The following is a 16,424-nucleotide window of genomic DNA, read 5'->3' on the forward strand; positions in this document are numbered from 1 at the left end:
ACCGTGACTCTCCTCCTGCCGCCGCGCCTCACCGGCTCGGCCGCCACCCTGCGCGACACCGCCCGCCGGCGCGGACTGCGCACCGTCCAGCTGCCCACCTTCGCCCTCCCCGACGGACTGCGCGCCGCCCATCTGCACGCCGGACCGTCGTTCGCCGACGCGGTGGCGGGCCCGCTCGGGATCGCCCCGCTCGAGGCCCCGGCGCGCTGGCTCACCGGTCTGCCCCGCGACCTCGTACGGCGCGAGATCCGCGCGCTCCCGCTCCGCGAGGCCTACGCCCTGCGCCGGCCGGTCTTCGTCAAGTCACCCAACGACAAGAGCATCCGGGCCATGGTCTACGCCGACGGCTCCCGGCTGCCCGGCACCGACGCAGTGGACCCCGACACCCTGGTGCTGATCTCCGACGTCGTGTCCTTCGCCGCCGAACACCGGCTCTATCTGCTGGACGGCGAGGTGCGCACCGGCAGCCGCTATGCCGAGGACGGCAGGCTCAGCCTCGGCCCGCTCTCCCGGGACGCGGCCGCCTTCGGCGCCGAACTCCTCGACCGCTGCGGCGCCACCCTGCCCTCCGCGATCGTCGTCGACGTCGGCCGGCTCGACGGCCACTGGGCGGTCATCGAGGCCAACGCGGCCTGGGCGAGCGGCCGTTACACCAGCGACCCGGACCTGGCGCTGGACACGGTGCTGCGCGCCGCGGGGCCGGTGGAGCGGGTGACGGCACGGGATCTGCCGTTCGTCCGGGCGACGGGGCGGTGACTGAGGGCTCCGCCGGGCTCGGCTTCGAACTCGCTCCAGGGGCACTCTCCTTGGTCACCCGCCTCGGTTGCCCGCGCAAGGTGTGAGCCCGGGACCGGGCCGCATGGCCCCGAGGGCGACGGCGCGCCGCGATTGAGCCAACCTGGTTACACGGCTCTCACCAGGGCTTGACGCTATGACAGCCGGGTATGCCGTAGAACGTAACGCACGGCAGCAACACGATACGGATCATCCGCCCGGAAGGCGTCGGACGCTCCCCTTGTCTCCCCGTACACCTTCGCCACCTGCGTGGCGCCGTCTCGCTCCCTGAACAGGAAAGGGGCCGGGCTGATGGTCGAGGGCCACCACCAGGAATTCATCGGCCACATCCGCGAGGCGGGCAGCACGATCGTGCTCGAACTCCGCGGGGAATGGGACATCCTCGCCGCGTCGGTGGTCTCCGGCCGGCTGGACGCACTGACCGGCAGCCGGCGCCCCGATCTCGTCCTCGACGTGCGCGCGGTGACCTTCATGGACGCCGCCGGGCTCGGCCTGCTGTGCCGCGCCCGGCGCCGGGCCCGGAAGCGGGGCGGACGGCTGCGGCTGACCGGGGTCACGGACGACGGGTGGGTCGCGCGGCTGCTGCGGATGGCCGCGCTGACCGGTGAGTTCGAGATCGCGGCCGAAGAGATCACCGGAGCCACCTGCCTGGCCGACTGCGTGGCCGTCTGACGGCGGCCACCGGCGCGCGGCCGGTGGCCGGCCGCGCGACCGGGACCGCGGCGGATCAGGCCGGCAGGGCCGCCTCGATGGCCGCGACCAGCTCGTCGGCCTCCGGCTCGGTACGCGGCCGGAAGCGGCCCACGACCTTGCCCTGATGATCGATCAGGAACTTCTCGAAGTTCCACTGGACGTCGCCGGCCGCACCCTCGGCGTCCTGGGTGCCGGTCAGCTCGGCGTACAGCGGATGCCGGTCCTCCCCGTTGACCTCGGTCTTCTCGAACAGCGGGAAGCTGACCCCGTAGGTCGTCGAGCAGAACGCGGCGATCTCCTCGGCGCTGCCCGGCTCCTGGCCCGCGAACTGGTTGCTGGGGAAGCCCAGCACACTGAAGCCGCGGTCGGCATAGCGCTCCTGGAGCCGCTCCAGGCCCGAGTACTGCGGGGTCAGCCCGCACTTGGACGCCACATTGACCACCAGCAGCGCGCGGCCGCGGTAGTCGGCGAGCGAGGCGGGCTCACCGGTCAGGGTGCGCAGCGGAATGTCGTACAGGCTCACGGTCATGCTCCTCGATGATGCGGTTGCGCGGATAGAGACGGCCTTCGTCGGTGCCAACACCGGTGCCCGTCCTGGTCTTCCCGGCATCGTCCACCGGCCATGAGACCACCGGCCGCAGCGCCCCCGCACGCCACTCCCTGAGCAGCTGGTCGAAGATCGGCGTCGGCTCCTCGGGGGGCCGGCGGGCATACGGGGGCGAGAGGGAGAGGCGCTGGAAAACATGACCGGTGGTCTTTTTGACGTCCATGTCCGGACTCAACCTGGCGAGTGCTGCCCTGGTTGCGGTGCCGGCGCCCGACGGCCGTCAGATGCGCCTGAGCCGGTGACGGGCAGAAGATACGTTCCCGCGCGGCCCAGCACCGACAGGTCCACCGCCTGTGCCATGGCGTGCATCCCGGCGGTGTTCGGGTGCACCCCGTCGCCGCTGTCGTAGCGGGGCCGCAGCTGCCGGGGCGCCTCCGGGTCGCGCAGCGCCGCATCGAAGTCGACGACGCTGTCGAAGGCGCCACCGCTGCGGATCCAGTGGTTGACGTGCGCCCGCATCCGTTCCCTCGCCGGGTGCAGCAGGGCGTTGGGGATGATGGTGCCCGCGTGCAGTGCGATCCTGGCGGCGTGTGCGCGGTGGGCCAGCGCGGCCAGCCCCGCGATCACCTGGCCGGACGTCAGCCGGGCGCCCCGGTGCACGCCGGCGCCCGCCCCCAGGTCGTTGGTCCCGATGAGCACGATCGCGTCGGACACCGCGGTCTGCTGCAGCACATCACGGGCGAACCGGGCCTGGGCGTTGACCCCGAGATGGATCCGCCCGTCGGCACCGGTCCCGACGTCGCTCAGCAGCCGGTTGCCGCCGATGCCCGTATTGACGACGGACAGGCCGGGGCCGCGCCGCCCGGCGCGCGCCAGCCTCCGGGCCAGCACGTCCGGCCAGCGCAGATTGACGTTGTCGGGAATGGCGCCGCCCTCGGTGAGCGAGTCGCCGAAGGCCACCACCGTACGGTCCGCGTCCGTCGTGGCGACGTCCACACCCTCCAGGAAGAACCACGACAGGAGCCGCCGGTGGAAGGCCGAGCCGCTCTCGTCGGCGGTGTGGTCGCCCCGTGTGGAGAGGTAACTGGTCTGCTTCGCCCCGCCGTGCCAGGTGGTGGGCCCGGTCGCGGTCGGCAGATGGATGCTCACCACCAGGTCGCCGTCGGCGTGGACGGTCAGGTGTACGGGATCGCTGACGACCTCCGCGCCCACGGGAACGGTGGCCGACCGCCGCCCGGCGAACGTCACCCTGCGCCCGGTTCCCGGCTCGGTGGCCGCCCCCTTGCCGCGCCGCGCGACCGTCACCGCGCCCAGGTCCAGCGGCCGGGTGCCGTACAGGTTGGACAGGCGCAGCCGGATCCGGTCGCCGCCGACCGAGAGATGCACCACCAGGCGGAGGGTGCGGCGGGCGAATCCGTGGACGGACCGGCCCCTGCGGGCGGGCGGGGTGAGGGCCGCGGCCCAGCCGCCGACCCAGTGGCGGGCTCCGGCCGTGGGGGCCGCCGGATCCGCCGCCGCGAACGCCGGGGCCGCCCGCAGGAAGCCGAGCGACGCCCCGCCGGCCAGGAGGGATCTGCGGGGCAAGGGTCGTCCACGCACGGGTGCCTCCTGTCGTCCGTCACCGCACCGTCAGCGCTCGGTCATGATCCACGGACGACACCGCTGCCGCGGTCCCGGTCGGCTTCGTACACGCCGTTCTCGCCCTTCTGGCGGCACCCGGGTGGCCGGTAGCGGAACGGGATGGGCGGCCCCGCGCGGCGCCGGAGCGGTGTCACGGAGGCGTCAGGGAGAGGCTTTCTCCATGGTGGCCACGATTCCGTCCAGGATGACGGCCAGACCGACCTCGAAGGTGGTCCTCGCCTCGCGCTCCAGGTACGGCTCCGCACCGCCGGTGTGCGGTGCGGCGCCCTCGGTCTCGAGCCGGACCAGGAGCGGGAAGCGGTCCTGGAAATCGGGGGCGACCTCACCGAGCACGGCGGAGCGGGACTGCCACCACTCCTCGTCGGAGACGCCGGTCGCCGCCGCGGCCAGCCGCGATTCGGTGACGGTTTGCGCGGCGCCGCGGACGAAATGGAACAGGGCACCGACGATGCGGCGCAGCACCGCGGACTCCAGCTCGGTGGCGTACAGCAGCCGCACCAGCGTCTCCAGCGCGACATATTCGTTCGGCCCCAGCACCGGGCGGGCCTGGGAGACCTGGAGCACCCAGGGATGGCGCAGATAGAACTCCCAGGTGTCCTCGGCCCAGGACGTCACGGCGGACCGCCAGCCGGGTGCGAGGTCGTAGTCGGTGGGCAGTTCGGCGAGTGCCCGGTCGTACATCAGGTCCACCAGCTCGCTCTTGCCGGGGACGTAGGTGTACAGCGCCATCGCCGTCCGCCCCAGGCGCTCGCCGACCGCGCGCATGGACAGTGCGGCCAGGCCCTCGGCGTCCGCGAGCGCGATTCCGGCGTCCACGATCGCGTCCACGCTCAGCGCCGGCTTGGGGCCCGGCGCCGACCGCTTGCCGGCCGGAACCTTGGCGCGCCACAGCAGGGACATCGAACGGCGGGCGTCGCCCTGCCCGGCGAAGAGAACCACTTGCGAACTCCTTACGGCATAAAGTAATCTCGTCGAGAGAACTCTTTACGGCGTAAAGATATCAGGGGGCGGGGATGCGGTTCCAGGGGTCCACCGGGGGAGCGGACGCAGGGGTGCAGGGAGCGGCGGACGAGGGATCCGGCGAGGGGCCGGACGGGCGGCTCATCCGCTCCGCCGCCGACAGTCATGACGTCATCGAGGTCCGCGGCGCGCGGGAGAACAACCTCGCGGACGTCTCCCTCGACATCCCCAAGCGCCGCCTCACGGTCTTCACCGGCGTCTCCGGATCGGGGAAGTCCTCCCTGGTCTTCGGCACGGTCGCGGCCGAGTCGCAGCGGCTGATCAACGAGACCTACACGGCCTTCATCCAGTCCTTCATGCCGAGCCGGGGACGGCCCGATGTCGACGCGCTGCGCAATCTGAGCGCCGCGATCGTCGTCGACCAGGAACGGCTGGGCGCCAACTCCCGCTCCACGGTCGGCACCGCGACCGATGCCCACACCATGCTGCGCATCATCTTCAGCCGCCTCGGCACCCCGCACATCGGCACCTCGAGCGCCTTCAGCTTCAACAGCGCCGAGGGGATGTGCCCGGCCTGCGAGGGCCTGGGGCGGGTCTCGGCGATCGACGTCGACGAGCTGGTGGACACCGGACTCTCCCTCAACGAAGGCGCCATCACCGCACCAGGCTTCGCCGTCGGCTCGTTCCACTGGGGGACTCTCGCCCACTCCGGATTCTTCGACCCCGACGTCAAGCTCAAGGACTACGCCCCCGAGAAGTGGGACGAGTTCCTGCACAAGCCCGCCACCAAGACCCGGCAGGGCTCGTACAACATCACCTGCGAAGGCCTCCTGGTGAAGGTGCAGCGGCTGTATCTCGCCAAGGACCGCGAATCCATGCAGCCCCACATCCGGGCCTTCGTCGACCGCGCGGTGACCTTCACCGACTGCGGCGACTGCGGCGGCACCCGGCTCAACCCCGCCGCCCTCGGCTCCCGAATCGCCGGCCGCAACATCGCCGAATGCTCCGCCCTGCAGATCAGCGACCTGGCCGCCTTCGTACGGAGCATCGACGACCCTTCAGTGGCCCCGCTCCGCAACACCCTCTCCCACACCCTCGATTCGCTGGTCGAGATCGGACTGGGCTATCTCAGCCTGGACCGCGAATCCGGCACCCTCTCCGGCGGCGAGGCCCAGCGGGTGAAGATGGTCCGCCATCTCGGCTCCAGCCTGACCGATGTCACCTATGTCTTCGACGAGCCGACCGTCGGCCTCCATCCGCACGACATCCAGCGGATGAACGACCTCCTGCTCCGGCTGCGCGACAAGGGCAACACCGTCCTGGTCGTCGAGCACAAACCCGAGACCATCGGCATCGCCGACCATGTCGTCGACCTCGGCCCCGGCGCCGGATCCGCCGGCGGCCGGATCTGCTTCACCGGCGATGTCGCCGGGCTGCGCCGCTCCGGCACCCTGACGGGCCGTCATCTCGACCACCGCGCCCGGCTGCGCGAGCCGGTCCGGCGCCCCAGCGGAAAGCTCTCCGTCACGGGAGCGAACCAGCACAATCTCCGGGACGTCAGCGTCGACATCCCGCTCGGGGTGCTGACCGTCGTCACCGGAGTCGCGGGATCGGGCAAGAGCTCCCTCATCCATGGCTCGCTGCCCCGGCGGGACGGCGTGATCGTCGCCGACCAGTCACCCATCCGCGGCTCCCGGCGCAGCAATCCCGCCACCTACACCGGTCTGCTCGCCCCGGTCCGCACGGCCTTCGCCAAGGCCAACGGCGTCAAGGCCGCGCTGTTCAGCGCCAATTCGGAGGGGGCCTGCCCGCACTGCAAGGGCATCGGGCTGGTCTACACCGACCTCGCGATGATGGCCGGCGTGGCCTCGGTCTGCGAGGAGTGCGAGGGCAGGCGGTTCACCCCGAAGGTGCTCACCTACACCCTGCGCGGCAAGAACATCAGCGAGGTCCTGGCCATGTCCGTGGCCGAGGGCCGCGAGTTCTTCCCGACCGGGCAGGCCCGGGCCGTCCTCGACCGCCTGAGCGATGTCGGCCTGGGCTACCTCGGCCTCGGCCAGCCGCTCACCACCCTCTCCGGAGGAGAGCGCCAGCGCCTCAAACTCGCCATCCACATGGCGGAAAAAGCCGCCGTCTATGTCCTGGACGAGCCGACCACCGGCCTCCATCTCGCCGATGTGGACCAGCTCCTGGGCCTCCTCGACCGGCTGGTCGACGACGGCAACTCCGTCATCGTCATCGAGCACCACCAGGCGGTGATGGCGCACGCCGACTGGCTGATAGACCTCGGCCCCGGCGCCGGTCACGACGGCGGCCGGGTGGTGTTCACCGGCACCCCGGCCGACCTCGTGGCCCACGGCGACTCCCTGACGGCCCGTCACCTGAGGGCATACCTCCGGCCATCCGAACCCCCCGCCGCCTGAAGACCGTCTGCCGTCTTCTTCTTCAGCACACCGACGACGCCCCCTCGCCACCCCCATGGAGCATCTGATGACGGACGTGCCCGTCGCACTCATCCAGGTCACCGACGTCCGGCGGATCACCCCGCGCATGGTCCGGGTCACCTTCGCCGGAGACGGCCTCGACGACTTTCCCACCTGGCCCGACCAGCAGCTCAAACTCCTCTTCCCCAAGCCGGGCCAGACCGGACCCCGCCTTCCCAAGGAGGGGGCAGACGGCGATGCGATGCGCTGGTACCAGGCCTTCCTCACCATCCCGGAGCACGAACGGCCCTGGATGCGCAGCTATACGGTGCGGTCCTACGACGCCGAACGGCACCGGATAGCCGTCGACTTCGTGCTGCACGGCGCGGCGGCCACGCCGGAGGACGCCGCGACCGCCGGACCGGCCACCCGATGGGCGGCCAACGCCCAGGTGGGCGACACCCTCGCCCGCTACGGCCCATCGGCGGTATACGCCAGACCGCTGCCGCTCGACGGCGCCGACCGGCTGCTGCTGGCCGGCGACGAAACGGCGCTGCCGGCCATCGGCTCACTGGTGGAAGCGCTGCCGGCAGGCGCCCGCGCGGTGGCATACATCGAGGTGGCCGACGCCGCGGAGGAACAGCCCTTCGTGACGCGGGCCGACCTCACCGTCCACTGGGTCCATCGCAACGGCGCCCCGCCCGGGCACAGCGATGCGCTGCTGAGCGCCGTACGCGATGCCGCATTCCCCGCCGGCCCGGTCTTCGCCTGGCTGGCCGGTGAGGCAGGCGCCGTACGCGCCCTGCGGCGCCATCTCGTCGAGGAGCGGGGCCTGGCCAAAACGGCCGTCGACTTCACCGGCTACTGGCGCTGCAAGCTCACCCAGGACGACGCACCTACGGAGGAGGACCTGGCCGAGGCACAGGAGAGGATGGCGGCGGCCCAGGCCGAAACCCGGCCTTAGAACTCCTAACGGAATGACTTCAGGCGTCGCCAGCAGATGAGTGCGCATCCCAGAGTGAGGAAGGCTTCGTGGATGTCGTCGCGTCGCTCAACCTTGGGCAGCAGCGGCTCGATCACCACCCACAGCTCGTCATGGACTTCCCACGGCTTCGGCCGCGCCACCCCGCACCCCCAGATCACCAATCCTGGAGTGATCCAACCACCTCGAAGATCATTTCGTCGGGAGTTCCATGAGCCCGTCACACGTCATCCTCGTCCTCCTCCAAGGCATCGCGGATGTCGTTCGCCCCAAGGGTGTTGGGGGGCCAGGTAGCCACCAGGCGTTCAAGGAGGGGGCGATGCGTGTCGAGATGGGCGGTGAGGACAAGGGCGCCGGCCAGCTGGAGCTCAAGTTCCGCGAGGCCGGTCAGCCGTACCGCGAGTTCGGCGGCCTGGTCAGACTCCGCCGAGGCCGGCGCCCTTGCGCACGCCGCACGGACTCGCAGAGGGCGGTCCTCGTCCAGGGCCATCACGCCGAGCTGGGCCACAAGTTCGGGGTCCTCAGGGACATCGCAGGCGCAGAGGCACTGCCCGGCAGCGGACATGGCGCCATCGTCGACAACGTCGCCGTCCACGGCGCGCAGCGCGGCGATGATCACCGGGCGCGGTCCAGCACCTCCGAGGCGTACTCATCCAGAGGGTTGCCAAAACCCCATCGGGCTTGCCGGTCCTCGTAGTGGAAGTACTCCAGCGCCGTGCACACCGCGTCCCGCCGCCCGGAGCGCAGCAGCCTGAGAAAAGCGGCGTACGGGTCCGGTTCCTGGTCCGCCGACTTGAGCAGTTCGTCCCGGTCGGCCGCCACCGCCGGGTCATCGAAGCGGTGCCGTTCCCAGTACCCGAGCGCCATGGCGGGAGCCTACTAAAGACACCTGAAGTCATTCCGTTAGGAGTTCTTGGACCCAACCTCCCGCTCAGGACCGGGAGCAGAGCCGACTCGGACCGGCCGCCCGACGGATCCGGCGACCACGACGAACGCAGAAGCGGCAACGCCTTCGGAGGAGGCTCCGCTCGACCGGGGACGTCCGGGCTCCCAGCCCCCTACTGCTGCCGGCCCAGGTCTGGGCGAAGGGCATCAAGGGGCCCCGGCCCGGTGGGTTGACCGGTTCCCGAGCCTTGATCGCTGCCGGGCCTGCTGGTTGGGTTGGTCGGCATGACTGCGTTCGGCCCCGTTGCCTGGCCGCCTGCCCCGATCAGGACCGAGCGGCTCGTGCTCCGCGAGCCCGAGGCTCGGGACCGCGCGGCGTTCATCGAGCTGTTCGCCTCGCCGGAGGTGGGCACCTACACCGGTGGCCCTCGACCGCGTGATGAGCTCGAGCGCGCGGTGCCTGAGGTCCCCGGGCAGCGCCCTGGACTTTTCGTGATCGATCTCGACGGAGCGATGATCGGCATGATCACACTCGATCGGCGCGACGCAGAGCGTCCGGGTCACGTCCGTCCGGATGCCGGGGAGGCCGAACTCGGCTACATGTTCCTGCCGGAGGCGTGGGGATGCGGCTACGCCGCCGAGGCGTGCGCAGCGGCACTCGACTGGTTCGCCGGCGCGCTACCCACCGAGCCGGTGGTGCTCTGCACCCAGACCGCCAACGACCGCTCGATGCGCCTCGCGGCGAAGCTGGGGTTCACCGAGGTGCAGCGGTTCGAGGAGTACGGCGCAGAGCAGTGGTTCGGCGTGTGGTCCCCGGTCACGCCGTCCGGTTGAGCTCGTACTCGACAGCGCGGACCCACCAGGCCACCGATCGGGTACGAGACATCCCTGCTCAGTGCTTGGCGGGCGTGCGCGGCGGCATCCAGTGGTGGACCGTGTAGTTGCCCTTCGCCAGGGTCTCGATGGGGGCGGAGCCCAGGCACTTGCCGACGCTCTTCTCCGGCAGGCCGTCGAGGGCCCAGCTGTAGCCCAGCCGGTCCTTCCTGCCGTTGTCCAGCACGGTGAAGCCGAATCGCTTGCCCTTCAGATCACCGACGTCCGGCATGCCCGGTGCGCCCTGGAAATGCGACTCCTCCACGATGCCGGTGGCAACGGCCACCGGGCCGCCGGTCAGCAGGCAGTCGATACGGCCCTTGAAGTAGCCGCCCCACTGCTTGCCGATGTGGTGGCTGACGTAGAAGGTGCCGCGTGCCTTGTCACCCAGTCCATGGGCGTCAAAGGTGAAGTGGACATTGTCGCCCGGCTGGCGCTTGAGCTTGGCCGACCCCTTGAGCAGCGGTTCGTCGACGGTGTGCCGGGCGGCATGCGCCCCGGTCGCGGCGGGGGCTCCGGCAGCGGACTCGGCCGCGGTGGCCGCGCCCGTGGTGCCGAGGGTCAGCGCAGTCGCCGCACCGACGGTCAGTGCCGTGGCGGCGACGAGAAAAGGGTGCCGAACGCGGGCACGGGCGCGGGTGCGGAACATTGCTTCCTCCCAAGGAAGTGGCATCGAGTGGACCGCCATCGGGTCCGTCGGCCGGGAGGTTCCCGGCCGCTCACCACGGTGCCGTCCGCGCCCGCAGCACCACATCGCACCACAGGCCGGTGCGCCTCCCCCGTACGGCGGACGCAGGGACGGTACGCCGGGCCGATGCGCGGGAGCCCGAAGGGCTACGGTCCGTCCGGTAGGTCGCATTGAGGGGGGCCCGACGGCACGCAGCGGCACCGTCCTCCCGGGCGGCGCACCGTACGCCTCGCCGCAGTCGGCCCCTGCACCGAGCGGTGTGGGTAGGACGGGCGTGGCGTGCCGGCGGACGTCGGCTAGGGTGCCGACGTGGATCTGGTATTGATCTTCTTCGGTGCCGCCTATGGCGGGTTGGCCGGTCTGTTTCTGCCGCGGCCGGCATACCGGCTTTCCGTTGAGGCGGCGGAGTCGCGCCGGGATCACTGCCCCCGGGGGCATGAAATAGCAGGCCCGGCGGGCGGCTGGCTGGGGCTTGCCCGTTGCGACGGAAACACGCCGCCGGCTGATGGCGGGGCGTCGGGCAGCGGCCCTTGTCGCTACGGCCCCGGGCGGCTGGCCGCACCAGTGGTAGGCGCGCTGGTCTGCGCGGCGCTCGCCGCCACCACCGGCGCGCGCCCGGAACTGGTGGTGTGGCTGGTGCTGACGCCGCCGGCGATCTTGCTGGCGCTCGTCGATCTCACGGTGCACCGGCTGCCGGACGTGCTGACGCTTCCGCTGGCAGGCGTCATGGTGGGGCTGCTGGGTGCGGCCGCTTTGCTGCCCGGCAGTCACGGGAGCTGGACCACCGCGGTGGCCGGCAGCTTGGCGCTCACGGCCGTGTATTTCGTCCTGTTCCTCATCAGCCCGTCCGGAATGGGCCTCGGCGACGTCAAACTGGCGCTCTCCCTCGGCGCGGTTCTGGGCTGGTACGGCTGGCCCGTCCTCGCGCTCGGCACCTTGCTGGCGTTCGGATGCGGGGCGCTGTACGCAGGGGCACTGCTGGTTCTGCGACGCGCGAACCGCAGGTCAGCCATGGCTTTCGGCCCGTTCATGCTGCTCGGCGCCCTGGTAGGGGTTCTGTTCGGAGGGCTGTAGGTGCCAGTTGCTGACGGCTCTCGCCACACCCCCCTCCGACAGTCCCCGGCGTCATCGTCGAAGTCGCCGTGTGCTGGTGGCGAGTTGGGCCATCCCGCTCCAGGTCCGGCCCCCAGCCCCAGGTCCAGCCCACCCTCCTCCCCGCCGCCCGCAACGGTCCGCTGCCGGAGGTCAGTGCCGAGGCGGTTCGTCGAAGCTGCGCTCGTTCCCGGGTGCGCCCTCTCCCCGGGTGAGGGCCAGCAGCGCCATGTCATCGGTGATGCGGCCACCGGCATGGCGGCTGACCTCTGTGAGAAGGGTGTCGAGCAGCGCATCCGGTCCGGGAAGGTCGCGTCCGGCCAGCCCGGCTGCGGGGTCGTAGAAGTCCCCGGCGCGGTTCCGCGCTTCGGTCAGGCCATCGGTGTACAGCAGGAGAGTCGCCCCTGAGGGGAAGGGCACCGTGTCGGTCCGCTCCTGGCCGGTGCCCAGCTCCGCCAGCCCCAGAGGGAGGGCCGGCTCGGACGGTTCCGTCCTGCGCACCTGGCCGGCATGCAGCAGCAGAGGCGCCGGATGGCCGCGGTTGACCAGCCGCAGTTCGTCACCGCCGTGCGGGACCTCGACGAGCACGGCGGTGACGAAACCCTCGGTCCGCTCGGGTCCCGTCCGCCGCTCCCGTTCCCGTAGCAGTGCCCGCTCCAGTCTGGCCGCGACCCCGACGAGCGTGGATTCCTCCTCGGCGGCCTCCCGGAACACCCCCATGGCCACCGCCACCACCTTGACCGCGCCCATGCCCTTGCCCCGAACGTCGCCGACCAGGCACCGTACGCCGTACGGCGTGTCCTGCGCGCCGTACAGGTCACCCCCGATCTGTGCGTCCTTCACGGCGGCCTGATAGCGCACGGCGATCCGCAGAGGCCCGACACAGGCCGGCAGCTGCGGCAGTACGGCGCGCTGCACGGCCAGGGCGATTCTGCGTGCGGACTGCAGCCGGACGTTGCTGTAGTACATGAGGCGGTTGACGACGATGGCGAAGGCCGAGACGGTCGCGACCGCCGCCAGCTCGCTCCGCCCACCGGAGTCGTCCATGAAGCCGAAGTGGATGAGCAGCGCGACATCGGCGGCACAGGCGCCGATGCCCGCCAGGATCGTCGCGCGCAGCGACAGCAGCGCGGCGGCCGTCATCGGCGCGGCGGTGTAGAAGGCTTCCGCACTGAAGTGGGGAGAGGTGTTGTAGTCCAGGAGGGCACCTGTGACGAGCAGGACGAGGGGCAGCAGCTGCAGGTGGCGCAGGCACCAGCGTCTGACGGTGGTGCGCCCCGCGCTCGGTGCCCTCACGTAGCCGCTCCCGCTCTGTCGTGCCGGACCACACGCTCCAGCATCCCCGGGCCGGATTACGGCTGCCAGTCGTGGAGCGGCCGTACGGGTACGTGCCGTAGCGCTCTGTGCCCTGTCGCTGCACAGGCCGGCATGGCGCCTGGTCGTGGAGGCAGCCGGGCACGGCGACCACGCGGGCGCCGGCGGTCGGCGAGACGGCGTTCACGCCCGTGGCTGCTCTGCCGGCGTGAGAGCCGACGCGGACCAACTGCCCCAGATGCACGAGCAGCGGGCGGCAGGTGAAGCGGAGCGGCCCTTCCGGCTCGCTCGCAGGGCGCGATCGCACCCGCCGGGGCCGGTTCCCCCGCCTCGCCGAGGTACCCGGCGCCGCTTTGTCGCCCTTGAACGCACTCTTGACCGTCCCACCCATAGGGCCCGCCCGCCCTCGTCGTCTACAGTTGCAGAATTCCGCAATTCAACAGATGACGCGACGGCCGGTCGGCCTGGACGCGGAGGGCATGCGTGGGCGGTTTCGCCGGGTCGGTACGGCAACGGGTGCGAGGGGCAGCGCCATGAACGGTGCATGGGTCCCCCTCTATCAGGCGAAGGCCGAATTCTTCCGGATGCTCGGTCATCCGGTCCGTATCCGGGTCCTGGAACTGCTCCAGGACGGGCCGCTGCCGGTGCGCAGCCTGCTGACCGCGATCGAGGTGGAGCCGTCCGCGCTCTCCCAGCAGCTGGCGGTCCTGCGCCGCTCGGGCATCGTGACGGCCACCCGCAGCGGCTCCACCGTCGTCTACGAGCTCGCCGGCGGCGATGTCGCGGAGCTGCTGGGCGCCGCCCGCCGGGTGCTGACCGATGTGCTCACCGGCCGGGATGCGCTCCTTGCCGAGCTGCGGGCGGCCGAACCCGTCGCCGTGGCACGGACCGGAGCGGGAGCGGGGACCACGGAGGGAGCAGGGACCAAGGCCGGAGCGGGGGCGAAGGCCGGAGCAGGAACGAAAGCGGGGGCGCGGACCAAGGCCGGAGCGCGAGCCGGGGCCGGGGCACGGACCGAAGGGGGAGCACGGACCGAAGCCGTGACGCGGCCCGAAGGCGCAGCGGCGGCCGACAGTGTGGGGGCGGGCTCGTGATGTACGTGCTCCGCCCCGAGGGGTGATGGCGCATGGCCGCAGCGAGGCGTAAAGGGCCGCCGCCCTGGCGGGCGGTCCGCTCCCGTACCTGCATACCGCCGGCCACCGGTCCGGGCGCCGCCCGCGCGTGCCGCGGCGGCCACCACGGACGGGGACCGCTGAGGACCGCACGCGGACACGGCCGCGGCTGCCCGGAGTTCGCCGCCCGCCACCGGACGTCTCCGCGCTGCGGCTCCCGGCGCGGCTCGACCACCGCCGTCCGCCCCGGCCGCCAGCTGGCGCGGCTGCCCGGCGCGCTCCATGTCCCGCACCACACGGTCCAACGCAGCGTATGGCAACGGGCGATGCTCGCCATCCTCGTCAGCCAGCTGCTGATCCTCTTCCTGGCGCTGGTGGTCTATCTGGGGCGGCACGCGGGGACCTAGCGGCCGCGGCGCACCGCGCCGCATCCGCCCGGTGAGCCGTCACGCGGCGGAGCCCCGGGTCCGCCACAGCCATCCGACATCCCGCCCGAACGACCACACCAGCAGCGCCAGCGCCACCGCCACGGCGATGCCCGCCCACCACCGCGGCATGATCCCGGCGCCGGCCACCACCAGGACCATCCCCTGGAGCGCGGCCACCGTCTTGCGGGCCATGCTGTGCGGCAAGGCGCCGCGCAGCCACGGCAGTACCCAGGACGCCGCGACGAACGCGTACCGCATGAGGCCGATGGCCAGCACCCAGGAGCCCAGCGGCATCGCGACATAGACGGACAGCACCAGAATGAGGAACGCGTCGACCTCCATGTCGAAGCGGGCCCCCAGCGCTGTCGCCGTTCCCGTACGCCGCGCCACCTGCCCGTCGACCGCGTCCAGGACCAGCGCCACGGTGGCCAGCGCGGCCAGCACCGGGACCGGCACCCGGTGGCCGAAGGAGTCCGCCACCAGGGCCGTCACCCCGCCGACGAGGACCGTGCGGGCGAGCGTGACGCGGTTGGCCGGGCCGAACGGGCCCGTCCAGGACCGGCGCAGCGCCATGACCAGCAGCGCCCAGGTGACCACCGCGAACGTGGAGCCGGTCACCCACCCCGCGGTCCCCAGACCGGCCGCCCGGCACAGCACCTCCAGCACCAGCAGCTGTGCGCCGATACCGGCCGTCATGTCCCGGTCGTACCGCCTTGTGCCGCTCCACCTCGTGCCGTACGGCGTGATGCCGTACGGCGTGATGCCGTACGGCCTTATGTCGTACAGGTCTTGTGCGGTCACCGGACCTCCCAGGACTTGGGGCGATGTATGGCGGAGACGAGGGCCGCCGCGTATCGTGACGGCGTCATCATGATCACCAGCATGTGTGACGCCAGCATTTACGAACCAACGCCGCAGCGTCCAGGAGGGTTCCGATGTCGCGCGTCGCCCATGCCTTCTGGGTCAGCTCGCCGGGCCGGGGTGAGATCCGGGAGGTCGCGCTGCCGCGGCCCCGCGACGACGAGGTGCTGGTGCGGGCGGTGTGCTCCGGTGTGAGCCGGGGGACGGAGAGCCTGGTCCTCCGCGGCGGGGTGCCCGCGAGCCAGTACGGCGCGATGCGGGCGCCGTTCCAGGACGGCGAGTTCCCCGGCCCGGTCAAGTACGGCTACCTCAGCGTCGGCGTCGTGGAGGAGGGGCCCGCCGCGCTCCTCGGCCGTACGGTCTTCTGCCTCCATCCGCATCAGACCCGCTATGTCGTCCCGGCGAGCGCCGTGATCCCCGTACCGGATACCGTCCCCGCCCGACGGGCCGTACTGGCCGGGACGGTGGAGACCGCGGTGAACGCCCTCTGGGACGCGGCGCCGCTGGTCGGGGACCGGATCGCGGTGGTCGGCGCGGGGATGGTCGGATGCGGCGTCGCCGCCGTGCTCGCCCGCTATCCCGCCGTCCGGGTGCAGCTGGTCGACGCCGACCCCCAACGGGCCGGAACCGCCCGGGCGCTGGGCGTCCCCTTCGCGCTGCCCGCGGACGCGCTGGGCGACTGCGACCTCGTCGTCCACGCCAGCGCCACCGAGGCCGGGCTCGCCCGCTCGCTCGAACTGCTCGCCCCGGAGGGCACGGTCATCGAGCTCAGCTGGTACGGCGACCGGCCGGTCAGCCTCCCCCTGGGAGAGGCCTTCCACTCCCGCCGCCTGACCGTCCGCAGCAGCCAGGTGGGCGCCGTCTCCCCCACCGTGCGCGGCCGCCGCACCCACGCCGACCGGCTCGCGCTCGCCCTCGAACTGCTCGCCGACCCCGCCTTCGACGCGCTGATCACCGGCGAATCCGCCTTCGAGGACCTGCCGCAGGTGCTGCCCCGGATCGCCTCGGGCGAGCTTCCGGCGCTGTGCCACCGCATCCGGTACGGGGACGCGGCGGCCCTCGGGTAGCCGCTCCGGACCGCGGGGCCAGTCCCTCCCCGCCCGTAGCCCGCCACCCCCACTCCGTCACCA

The 16,424-nt window shown here is 71.9% G+C and carries 17 protein-coding genes and 1 pseudogene; 9 read left to right on the top strand and 9 right to left on the bottom strand.

Annotated elements, in window-relative coordinates:
* Positions 1–3: 3 nt before the first annotated feature.
* Together ADL29_RS27120 and ADL29_RS27125 are read left to right on the top strand one after the other, a co-directional pair.
* Positions 4–756 carry an ATP-grasp domain-containing protein gene (locus ADL29_RS27120; protein WP_053926258.1) on the top strand — a complete coding sequence of 251 codons (753 nt, stop codon included), beginning with the start codon at positions 4–6 and terminating at the stop codon, positions 754–756.
* A 330-nt stretch (positions 757–1,086) separates the two neighbouring features.
* Complete coding sequence (locus ADL29_RS27125) at positions 1,087–1,467, top strand: STAS domain-containing protein (RefSeq protein ID WP_053926213.1); 381 nt, start codon at positions 1,087–1,089, stop codon at positions 1,465–1,467.
* Positions 1,468–1,522: 55 nt separating this feature from the next.
* Here ADL29_RS27125 and ADL29_RS27130 read toward each other — a convergent pair whose 3' ends face one another.
* The 4 genes from ADL29_RS27130 to ADL29_RS27145 form a co-directional block, all read right to left on the bottom strand.
* The gene (locus ADL29_RS27130; RefSeq protein ID WP_046929424.1) at positions 1,523–2,011 is read right to left on the bottom strand and encodes a glutathione peroxidase; all 489 of its coding nucleotides are present in this window, start codon (positions 2,009–2,011) and stop codon (positions 1,523–1,525) included.
* A complete protein-coding gene (locus ADL29_RS27135) occupies positions 1,971–2,258 on the bottom strand; it encodes a hypothetical protein (protein ID WP_053926214.1) in 288 nt (95 codons plus the stop codon). The genes ADL29_RS27130 and ADL29_RS27135 overlap by 41 nt, the downstream gene beginning before the upstream one ends.
* A gap of 8 nt (positions 2,259–2,266) precedes the next feature.
* Positions 2,267–3,634, bottom strand: coding sequence for an SGNH/GDSL hydrolase family protein (locus ADL29_RS27140; RefSeq protein WP_211274396.1), 1,368 nt, complete (start codon positions 3,632–3,634; stop codon positions 2,267–2,269).
* Positions 3,635–3,817: 183 nt separating this feature from the next.
* Positions 3,818–4,615 carry a TetR/AcrR family transcriptional regulator gene (locus ADL29_RS27145; protein WP_053926216.1) on the bottom strand — a complete coding sequence of 266 codons (798 nt, stop codon included), beginning with the start codon at positions 4,613–4,615 and terminating at the stop codon, positions 3,818–3,820.
* A 74-nt stretch (positions 4,616–4,689) separates the two neighbouring features.
* On the opposite strand from ADL29_RS27145, the gene ADL29_RS27150 reads away from it, so the two are divergent.
* Together ADL29_RS27150 and ADL29_RS27155 are read left to right on the top strand one after the other, a co-directional pair.
* The gene (locus tag ADL29_RS27150) at positions 4,690–7,059 is read left to right on the top strand and encodes an ATP-binding cassette domain-containing protein (RefSeq protein WP_169795265.1); all 2,370 of its coding nucleotides are present in this window, start codon (positions 4,690–4,692) and stop codon (positions 7,057–7,059) included.
* A 67-nt stretch (positions 7,060–7,126) separates the two neighbouring features.
* Complete coding sequence (locus ADL29_RS27155; protein WP_053926217.1) at positions 7,127–8,023, top strand: siderophore-interacting protein; 897 nt, start codon at positions 7,127–7,129, stop codon at positions 8,021–8,023.
* Positions 8,024–8,261: 238 nt separating this feature from the next.
* Here ADL29_RS27155 and ADL29_RS27160 read toward each other — a convergent pair whose 3' ends face one another.
* Together ADL29_RS27160 and ADL29_RS27165 are read right to left on the bottom strand one after the other, a co-directional pair.
* Positions 8,262–8,660 (bottom strand): hypothetical protein, encoded by a 399-nt coding sequence (locus tag ADL29_RS27160; protein WP_053926218.1) that lies wholly within the window; start codon positions 8,658–8,660, stop codon positions 8,262–8,264.
* Complete coding sequence (locus tag ADL29_RS27165; protein WP_053926219.1) at positions 8,657–8,908, bottom strand: hypothetical protein; 252 nt, start codon at positions 8,906–8,908, stop codon at positions 8,657–8,659. The genes ADL29_RS27160 and ADL29_RS27165 overlap by 4 nt, the downstream gene beginning before the upstream one ends.
* 303 nt (positions 8,909–9,211) lie before the next feature.
* On the opposite strand from ADL29_RS27165, the gene ADL29_RS27170 reads away from it, so the two are divergent.
* Positions 9,212–9,760 carry a GNAT family N-acetyltransferase gene (locus ADL29_RS27170; protein ID WP_053926220.1) on the top strand — a complete coding sequence of 183 codons (549 nt, stop codon included), beginning with the start codon at positions 9,212–9,214 and terminating at the stop codon, positions 9,758–9,760.
* Positions 9,761–9,818: 58 nt separating this feature from the next.
* On the opposite strand, the gene ADL29_RS27175 is transcribed toward ADL29_RS27170, so the two are convergent.
* Entirely contained in the window at positions 9,819–10,448 is a 630-nt protein-coding gene (locus tag ADL29_RS27175) for a hypothetical protein (protein ID WP_053926221.1), read from the bottom strand.
* A gap of 348 nt (positions 10,449–10,796) precedes the next feature.
* Between ADL29_RS27175 and ADL29_RS27180 the strand changes: the two genes are divergently transcribed.
* Positions 10,797–11,561: a prepilin peptidase gene (locus ADL29_RS27180; RefSeq protein ID WP_053926222.1), complete on the top strand. Its 765-nt coding sequence runs from the start codon at positions 10,797–10,799 to the stop codon at positions 11,559–11,561.
* A 171-nt stretch (positions 11,562–11,732) separates the two neighbouring features.
* Here ADL29_RS27180 and ADL29_RS27185 read toward each other — a convergent pair whose 3' ends face one another.
* On the bottom strand, positions 11,733–12,875 hold the full coding sequence (locus ADL29_RS27185; protein WP_053926223.1) for a PP2C family protein-serine/threonine phosphatase: 1,143 nt from the start codon (positions 12,873–12,875) through the stop codon (positions 11,733–11,735).
* A 551-nt stretch (positions 12,876–13,426) separates the two neighbouring features.
* Here ADL29_RS27185 and ADL29_RS42910 point away from each other — a divergent pair.
* Together ADL29_RS42910 and ADL29_RS27195 are read left to right on the top strand one after the other, a co-directional pair.
* A pseudogene (locus ADL29_RS42910) lies at positions 13,427–13,762 on the top strand (ArsR/SmtB family transcription factor); the annotation flags it as partial.
* A 257-nt stretch (positions 13,763–14,019) separates the two neighbouring features.
* The gene (locus ADL29_RS27195; protein ID WP_053926224.1) at positions 14,020–14,412 is read left to right on the top strand and encodes a hypothetical protein; all 393 of its coding nucleotides are present in this window, start codon (positions 14,020–14,022) and stop codon (positions 14,410–14,412) included.
* 39 nt (positions 14,413–14,451) lie between these two features.
* Here the strand turns inward: ADL29_RS27195 and ADL29_RS27200 are convergent, their stop codons facing one another.
* Positions 14,452–15,129: a CDP-alcohol phosphatidyltransferase family protein gene (locus ADL29_RS27200; RefSeq protein WP_053926260.1), complete on the bottom strand. Its 678-nt coding sequence runs from the start codon at positions 15,127–15,129 to the stop codon at positions 14,452–14,454.
* A gap of 239 nt (positions 15,130–15,368) precedes the next feature.
* Between ADL29_RS27200 and ADL29_RS27205 the strand changes: the two genes are divergently transcribed.
* A complete protein-coding gene (locus ADL29_RS27205; RefSeq protein ID WP_053926225.1) occupies positions 15,369–16,361 on the top strand; it encodes a zinc-dependent alcohol dehydrogenase in 993 nt (330 codons plus the stop codon).
* The last annotated feature ends 63 nt before the right edge of the window (positions 16,362–16,424 follow it).

The sequence above is a fragment of the Streptomyces chattanoogensis genome, assembly GCF_001294335.1.
GTDB classification, from domain to species: Bacteria; Actinomycetota; Actinomycetes; order Streptomycetales; family Streptomycetaceae; genus Streptomyces; species Streptomyces chattanoogensis.